Origin of the sequence: Accumulibacter sp., from assembly GCF_031732815.1 — a bacterium.
Taxonomy (GTDB): domain Bacteria; phylum Pseudomonadota; class Gammaproteobacteria; order Burkholderiales; family Rhodocyclaceae; genus Accumulibacter.
In genome coordinates, this window is the sequence record NZ_JAVMKF010000302.1 from 7,150 (window position 1) to 13,195 (window position 6,046).

Consider the following 6,046-nt stretch of genomic DNA (forward strand, 5'->3'; position numbering starts at 1 on the left):
GCGCGCAACTCCGGACTGTTGTTCTCGGCCAGCGCCAACCATTCCTCGATTCCCGCCGGCTGCAGAGCGGGTGCAACAAAATCGGGACGCAGGACCCATAGGCGGCCACTCGGCTTGCCGGTCATGACGGCGAGTGCGTGTGTGGCAACCAGCAGGCGATCGGCCGCGTCGGCGCGCCCGGCGCGCGCGAGCTGCATGCGCGATTCGGCTTCGGCGACCTCGGTGACCGTCCCCTCGCCGCCCTTGCGTCGTCGCTGGGCGAGCTCGCGTTGTGCCTCGTAGGCGGTGATTTCGGCCTCGGCCAAAGTCAGCCGCTCGCCCGAGAAGAGCGCTTCGAAGTACGCTGCCGCCAGCTTCACCGTCATCTCGCCTTCCTTGCGGTCGAAGACGGCGTCGCTGTACGCAGCCTGTACGCCGCCCTGCTGCTTGCGCACGAATGCTTCGTAGTTGAACAGCGGTTGGCGCAGGGTGAGCGCTGCCTGCTTGTCGGCGTAGTCGAGGTCGTCCGGCGTGCTCGTCGTCGATTGACGTTCGCCGCGGTTCTTCGAGTACGACGCGCTGATTGCGACGACCGGCAGCAGGCTGGAGCGGCCGATGGCAATCGCCTGCTGCCCGGCTTCGCGCTCGTAACGCGCTGCCCGAAAAGTGGGGTCGTTGGCGCGCGCCGCCAGATACGCGTCGAGCAGGCCACCGGCGAGGACGCCTGTCGAAGATAGAACCAGTGTGGCGGCAGCCAGGGCCTGGAGACTGCAGCGCATGATCACTCCTCGGTAAGCGCCGAACGCATGCGGTCGGCGAGGGGTTTGAACAGATAGTTGAGCATCGTGCGCTCGCCTGTCTTGATGAAAACCTCGGCCGGCATGCCGGGTTTGATATCGTGCGTCACCAGCTTCTTCATGCCAGCGGCGGTGACCACGACCTGTCCACGGTAGTGCGGTGGAACCTTGCCTTGCGGGTCGTTTGTTGCGTCGGCGGCGACCTGCGAAAACTCGCCGGGGATTTGCGGCGTCGTACGCTGGTTGAACGCGGGGAAAGTGATCTCCACTGGCAGGCCGATTCTCACCTTGTCGATCAGGTGCGTCGGAATCTGTACGTCGATGCGCAGCGGCTCGTTCTTCGGGACCACGTCCATCAGTGGCGTAGCCGCCGGCAGCACGCCGCCTATCGTATGCACGTTCAAGCCGACGACGATGCCGTTCGCGGGCGAGCGTATATCCGTGTTCGCCAGGTCGAAGGCGAGTCCTTCCAGGCGGCTTTCCAGCGATCGCGCTTCCTTCTGCGTCTCGGCGAGTGCGGTTTCGACCTCTTTGCGATAATCCTGCTCACGCGCCACGATACGCATGCGCGTTTCCGCAATCGTCTGCTGCGTACGGCCGAGGTTGCCGAGATCCTCGGAGATCGCGCCGCCAAGCTGCGCCAGCAGGCGTTCCTGTTCGGACAGGCGATTGCGCGGCAGGTAGCCTTCGGCCGCCAGATCGCGCAACCCCTGCAATTCTTCGAGCAAGAGGCGCAACTGTTCTTCCTTCGCCCGCCGCGCTGCGTCAATTCCCTTGGCCGACGACTGCAGGCCGGCAAGCGTGTTCTTCAAGGCGCTCAGCTCGGCCTGCAGACCAGCCTGCCGCGAGCGCAGCAGATGCGTCTGCACGGCCATTGCGCTGGCTGCGCGAGGGTCATCCTGCGCGCGCAGGAGGTCTTCCGGAAAGCTGATTTCGCTGCGGCCCTGCATGTCGGCGAGCAGCCGTGCTTCCGCCGCCTTGGCGACAAACCATTGACTGCGGGCCATTTCGTGTTGCGAGCGGGCCTGCGTCGGGTCGAGGCGGACGACGACATCGCCGGTTGCCACTTCGTCGCCATCCTTGACGACGATCGCTTCCACCTTGCCTGGGCCGAGGTTCTGCACCGTCTTGCGGTTGCCGCTGACGACGACCTGGCCGCTGGCGGGAACGCCCTGGTCGAGCGGGGCGATTCCGGCCCAGAGGAGAAAGCCGCCCAGACCGGCGGCGAGGACCAGCCAGCCGAGGCGCGCGACGCGCCTGAAATTGATGTCGATCGGCGGGCTGGCCGCGCTGCCCTGGCCGATGGTGAGCTCTTTGACATCGGTGATGTCGTCCGTCTTTTTTGCTTGCTGCAACATTTCTCTCGCCGTTCTCAATCAGGCGGTTCAGGCGCCAGGGGTCGACGCCGTGGCCGGCAGGCCGGCGCTGGGCGGGTTTGTCGGGGCAACGCCGCGCGCGCCTGCCGCCGCTGCCGCGGCGGGCGGCGGAGCTGCGCGCATGGCAGCCAGGATCTGATCGCGTGGCCCATGTGCTTTGACCGTCCCCTCGTGCAGGACGAGGATGCTGTCGGCGACGGCGACCGTCGTCATCCGGTGGGTGATGATCACCACCGTCCGTTGTCTTGCCTTCAGGCGGCGCAGCGTCTCGGCGAGGGCGAATTCGCCCTGGTCGTCGAGATTGGAGTTGGGTTCGTCGAGAACGATCAGCGCCGGGTCACCGTAGAGCGCGCGGGCCAGCGCGATGCGCTGCTTCTGGCCGCCAGAGAGCACGCTGCCGCCGTCGCCGAGAGGGGTGTCGTAGCCGTTCGGGAGCTGCAGAATCAGTTGATGTACGCCCGCTGCCTGCGCCGCAGCGAGGACCTGGTCAGCGTCGACCGGCCCGAAGCGGGCGATGTTCTCGGCCACCGTGCCGTCGAACAACTCGATGTCTTGCGGCAGGTAACCCAGGTAAGGACCGAGCTCGTTCTTGTTCCACTTGAACACCTCGGCTCCATCGAGGCGCACGGAACCGGCCAGCGGCGGCCAGACGCCGACCAGCAGGCGGGCCAGCGTCGATTTGCCGGAGGCGCTCGGCCCAATGACCGCGACCACCTCGCCCGCCGCCAGTTTGAAAGTGACGTTCCGGAGGATGGGCTGCTTGCTGCCCGGCGCCGCGGTGGTGGCATTTTCCACGCTGACTTCGCCCAACGGTCGCGGCAGCGGCATGCCGACCGGCCGCGCCGGGTAGGTCTGCAGCAGGGTCGTCAGGCGCTGGTAGGCGGCGCGCGCCGAAACGAGCTGCTTCCAGTTGGCGATCAGGATTTCGACTGGTGCGAGCGCTCGTCCGACGAGGATCGAACCGGCAATCATCATGCCTGAGGTGACCTGGTCGTCGATCGCGAGCAGTGCGCCGTAGCCGAGGGCGAGCGACTGTAGCGAGATGCGCACGAAACGCGTCAGTGCATTGAGCATGCCTGCCCGGTCGCTGGCCAGCGCCTGCTGGGCAAGGAACTTCCTGTGCAACTGGAACCAGCGTTCGCGCACCGCCGGCAACATGCCCATGGCTTCGATCACCTCGGCGTTGCGCAGATGGTTGTTGGCCTGGGCGCCAGCCGCCATGCCGAGCTTCTGTGCTTCCCCCAGCGGTGCGGCCGAAACGCGTTCGTTGATCACCGCGAGGACGACGAGGATGGCAACGCCGAGCAGAGCGAAGATGCCAAGCTGGACGTGCAGCATGAAGATCACGACCAGGTAGACCGGCATCCAGGGAGCGTCAAGCAAAGCGACCAGGCCGGCACCGCTCAAGGTCTGGCGGACCGACGACAGGTCACCGAGCGCCTGCGCCGGATTCTGCCCGGCGTGTCGAAGGTTGCGTTCAAAGGTCGCATTGAAGACCCGCGTGTTGCTATCGAGGTCGAGCCGTCCGCCGATGCGGACCAGAACCATCGAGCGAATCCATTCGAGCAGCGACATCAGAGCGAACAGGCCGAGCGTGATCAGGGTGAGCATCAGCAGCGTCGTGACGTTGCGGCTGCCCAGCGCGCGATCGTAGATCTGCAGCATGTATATCGAGGGCGACAGCATCAGCACATTGATGAAAAAGCTGAATGCGGCGACGGTCGCAAAAGCATGGCGAAACGACAGCAGCACCTGCGCGATTTCGGGTCGTTGCGAAGGCTCAATCATTGGGGTCTTTCTCGCGAACAAGTTCGTCGCATTGCCGGCGCCAGGGCGCACTGGGCGAGCAGGATGAGGCGGTGGCTCGGGCAACTGCTGTGCACTGTCGATCGGGACAGCAAAGTTCCGATCATCGCAGAAGCCTTGTCACCGGTCTACCCCCGTCGTCAGATCCAGGTTGATCTTGCGCCGCAAGTGATGAGCGATCGGTACTTGCTGGCGAAGCTCGCACGGTGGATTTGACGGCATGACAGCGAAGGGTGCGGAATGCGGCACGGTCCGCGACGGGTTGAACGAATTGTCATGCCCGCGGCGGTGCCGAAGGCAGCCGCTGCAGAGCATGCATAGCGGCCGCCATTCTCCTTCGATCGTCGCTTGCCAGCGCGTGCTGTTTTTGGCAATTCCTCAGTCGTTTCGGCGGCGCTCGCCCGAGCGTCGGCGCACTCGCGCTGCGCGCGGCGCCGATTCCGGCGCGCCTGGGTCCTGTCACGCGACGCGCAGACGACGCGCTGGCGGTGCGCATCGCTGGTCGCTTGCGGACCGCCGGCAGCTTGCCAGGCAGGCCGAGTGCATCGATTCGTGATATTGCACACAGACAGCATGGTTGGCAACGCTAGACTGCGCAGCGTCGCAGCCGTCTTTCCCCGGCGACTTCCAGTCTTCGCCTGCAGGGCGATTCTTCCGGGTTCTGCAAAGAATATGAATTATCAACAAAATTACTGTCATGTCATAAATCGTGCGTGGTCCTGCAGGGGATTCGGCCTACGCACTTTGCCGAGCGGGCAGACGCCCTGTGGTGAGCTGGGTGGGGATTTCGGCGAGGCCGGCGCGCAACGGCACCGGCCGCCGACGAGCACGCCGGGCTGCTGGCGACAACTGCTCCCGGTGTCGCAGCCGGGCCTTGCACGCAGTGAGCCCAACGCCACTCCAGTCGCTCAGCGCAGTGATGCGGGAACAGCGCGCGCGCTCAGAACTGTGCACAGCGTGCATCGGGGGGCTCACGGCAACCCGACGATAAATCATGTCCTTGCTTTGGAAGTCCCTGTTGGCTTCCGTGCAAGCTTGGCCAGAACGTAAAAATCCATTTACTTTCTTTGGCTTGGAAAATCACGCTGGCGGATCATGAGGACACAGGCGGGCGAATGGCATGCGCCATGCAACAGTCGCCGGGAGGTGCGGAGGTCGTTTTCGTTCCCGGGAGTCGCGTGCTTTTGCCATGCCAAGCCGGGATTCAGTGTATTGCCCCGCGGTTTGATCAAGGCCGGTCAACCTGGGCAAGAGCCTGGGCCAGCAACAGCCGTCATCAGAAGAATAACTATGGGCAGCTCGATGAGGAGAGAGGCCGCAGTATCTGGCGTATCTGGCCAAGCCGGAACGCAGCAACAGGTTTTCCGCTCTGCGGAAAAGTTCGCAACCATCCAACGTCATCCGCTTCAACCGAAGTACCGCAAGCTTTATGGTGGTGTCATTGATGCGGTCGGCGCCCGGAGTTGCTCCCCGCATCACGGCGCGATTGGCATCCTGCTGGCGCCACCCCCAACTTACGTTCTTGGAGAAAATCTTATGCACAAACTGATTTCATTGCTCGCACTGTCGTCTCTTGCCCTGCCTGTCCTGGCTGACCCGGTTCTTGTCGTGCCGGAGCCCGAGTCGCTGTCGTTGCTCGCCGTCGCGGCCGTTGCCATGCTGGCGACCGTTGTCCGGCGTGGCAAGAAGTAAGAGAAAGCAGAACGGGGAAGCCACCCGGCTTCCCCGCCTCGGCGTTTTCCGCAACCGGCCTGACGGCAGTCGGCAGGGCGCTATTTGCCGATGTCCGTGAAGTTCTGGAGTTGCATGCCGATCAGTCGCCAGCGCACCGTCAGGCCGCCGCACCTGGCACGAGCGCGCAAGCTTGGAGCAAAGCCTGCCGACAGGTTCCTCGAATCTTCGCCAGGCGCTCGCACTACGAGAAAAAACAGAATCCGGGATCAGCTTGCACGCCGCGCAAGTGTGGTCCGCCAATTTACCGAACCGTCGTCCTTGGCACGCTCGCGCTGCGGCCGACGGAAAGCCTTACTTGCCTTGTCCGAATGAGGAGTTCTCCTGATGTCCCAGCCGCCCATTGTTACCATGAAA

4 protein-coding genes are annotated in these 6,046 nt (G+C 64.2%); 1 reads left to right on the forward strand and 3 read right to left on the reverse strand.

Annotated features, from left to right (window positions below):
• The 3 genes from RKP46_RS17590 to RKP46_RS17600 form a co-directional block, all read right to left on the reverse strand.
• A partial coding sequence (locus tag RKP46_RS17590; RefSeq protein ID WP_311107828.1) for a TolC family protein occupies window positions 1–758 on the reverse strand: 758 nt, incomplete at its 3' end.
• A 2-nt stretch (window positions 759–760) separates the two neighbouring features.
• A complete protein-coding gene (locus RKP46_RS17595; protein ID WP_311107829.1) occupies window positions 761–2,134 on the reverse strand; it encodes an HlyD family type I secretion periplasmic adaptor subunit in 1,374 nt (457 codons plus the stop codon).
• A gap of 27 nt (window positions 2,135–2,161) precedes the next feature.
• Complete coding sequence (locus RKP46_RS17600) at window positions 2,162–3,940, reverse strand: type I secretion system permease/ATPase (RefSeq protein ID WP_311107830.1); 1,779 nt, start codon at window positions 3,938–3,940, stop codon at window positions 2,162–2,164.
• 1,308 nt (window positions 3,941–5,248) lie between these two features.
• Between RKP46_RS17600 and RKP46_RS17605 the strand changes: the two genes are divergently transcribed.
• Complete coding sequence (locus RKP46_RS17605; RefSeq protein ID WP_311107831.1) at window positions 5,249–5,650, forward strand: PEP-CTERM sorting domain-containing protein; 402 nt, start codon at window positions 5,249–5,251, stop codon at window positions 5,648–5,650.
• The last annotated feature ends 396 nt before the right edge of the window (window positions 5,651–6,046 follow it).

Excerpts from the sequence above, each read along its gene's own strand:
- RKP46_RS17605 (WP_311107831.1), top strand. The coding sequence starts at position 5,249 with ATGGGCAGCTCGATGAGGAGAGAGGCCGCAGTATCTGGCGTATCTGGC.
- RKP46_RS17595 (WP_311107829.1), bottom strand. The coding sequence starts at position 2,134 with ATGTTGCAGCAAGCAAAAAAGACGGACGACATCACCGATGTCAAAGAG.
- RKP46_RS17600 (WP_311107830.1), bottom strand. The coding sequence starts at position 3,940 with ATGATTGAGCCTTCGCAACGACCCGAAATCGCGCAGGTGCTGCTGTCG.